This window comes from Haloimpatiens lingqiaonensis (assembly GCF_901447495.1).
Classification (GTDB): domain Bacteria; phylum Bacillota; class Clostridia; order Clostridiales; family Clostridiaceae; genus Haloimpatiens; species Haloimpatiens lingqiaonensis.
This window is the reverse complement of record NZ_CABDWS010000176.1, coordinates 1-1193: the sequence shown is the minus strand read 5'-3', so window position 1 is coordinate 1193 and position 1193 is coordinate 1. Positions and strand designations below refer to the sequence as shown.

At 31.9% G+C, this 1193-nt stretch carries 1 protein-coding gene; it reads left to right on the top strand.

What is annotated here, in order from left to right; genetic code table 11:
* The coding region (locus FGK85_RS15160; protein ID WP_171011460.1) for an IS701 family transposase at positions 1-1167 on the top strand (1167 nt) is incomplete at its 5' end.
* Positions 1168-1193 lie beyond the last annotated feature (26 nt).

Sequence of the window (1193 nt, the reverse complement as noted above, 5' to 3'; positions counted from 1 at the left end):
AATGATGTAAACTATGGAATGAATAAGCCACAATTTCATCATTTAACCACTATTATTGATGGATTAATAAACTTAGATGGCACAAAATCCTTATTAAAAGTTTCAGAGCATATATTAACTGCTAAAAGCAGCAGTTCTATATATAGATTTTTGAGTCACTCTAAATGGGACGATAGTCTCATTGATAGAAATCGTATTAATTATCTAAATTTGCATTTTAATAAACTCATAAAGCCAAAATCCGTAGGATTTCTGGTGATAGATGATACTGTGAATCCTAAGACTCAAGCAAAGAAAATGCAAGGCTTAAGCTACAATCACTGCCATACAGAAGGCAAAACTCTTTGGTCTCACTGTGTTGTTACCTCTAATTTTGTTGCAGGGGATATGTCTATCCCTTTAAACTACAAGCCTTATTTAAATGAAGAAAACTGTAAAAAACACAATAAAACTTTTATGGGCAAAACAGATATAGCTTTAGATTTTATTAGCTCTTTTGAAAAACCCACTAACTGTGACAAAATATATTGTCTTGTTGACAGTTGGTATACAAGCGAAAAGCTAATCGAAGGTTCTCTGCTAAAAGGTTTTAACCTCATTGGTGCTTTGAAATCTAACAGAAAAATCTCTCCATTAGGAATCACAATGCAAATTAAAGAATTTGCTAAATATATAAATCCAGCTACCTTAGATGTAGTTACCATCGAAGGAACTGAGTATAGAGTATATAGATACGAAGGTAAAGTTTCAAAGTTTGAAAACGCAACAGCGTTAATTTGCTATGAAGTTGATGGAGATACTTTCAAAGACCCTGTGTATCTAATGTCTACAGATGTAGAACTTAGCAACGAAACTATAATAAAATACTATCTAAAAAGATGGAGCATTGAAACGAACTACAAATATCTTAAAACACATTTAGGCTTTGACGAATATAAGGTTCAAGGTATACTCTCTATCGAGAGATACTTTCTGCTTACATTCTTAGCAATCAATTTTCTAGAAATTTATAGGTTGCATCATCTTAAGGAGCTTCAGACCATTGGCGACACTATAAAATCTGTTAAAAGCCTAGCGGCTAAAGAATTAGTGCATTTTATTTATGAGCAAGCTAAAAACAATGTACCCATAGAATTAATACTTGATGAGCTGAAATTAGCTTCTTAGAAAAATTTTCAAGTTATTTATAGGAC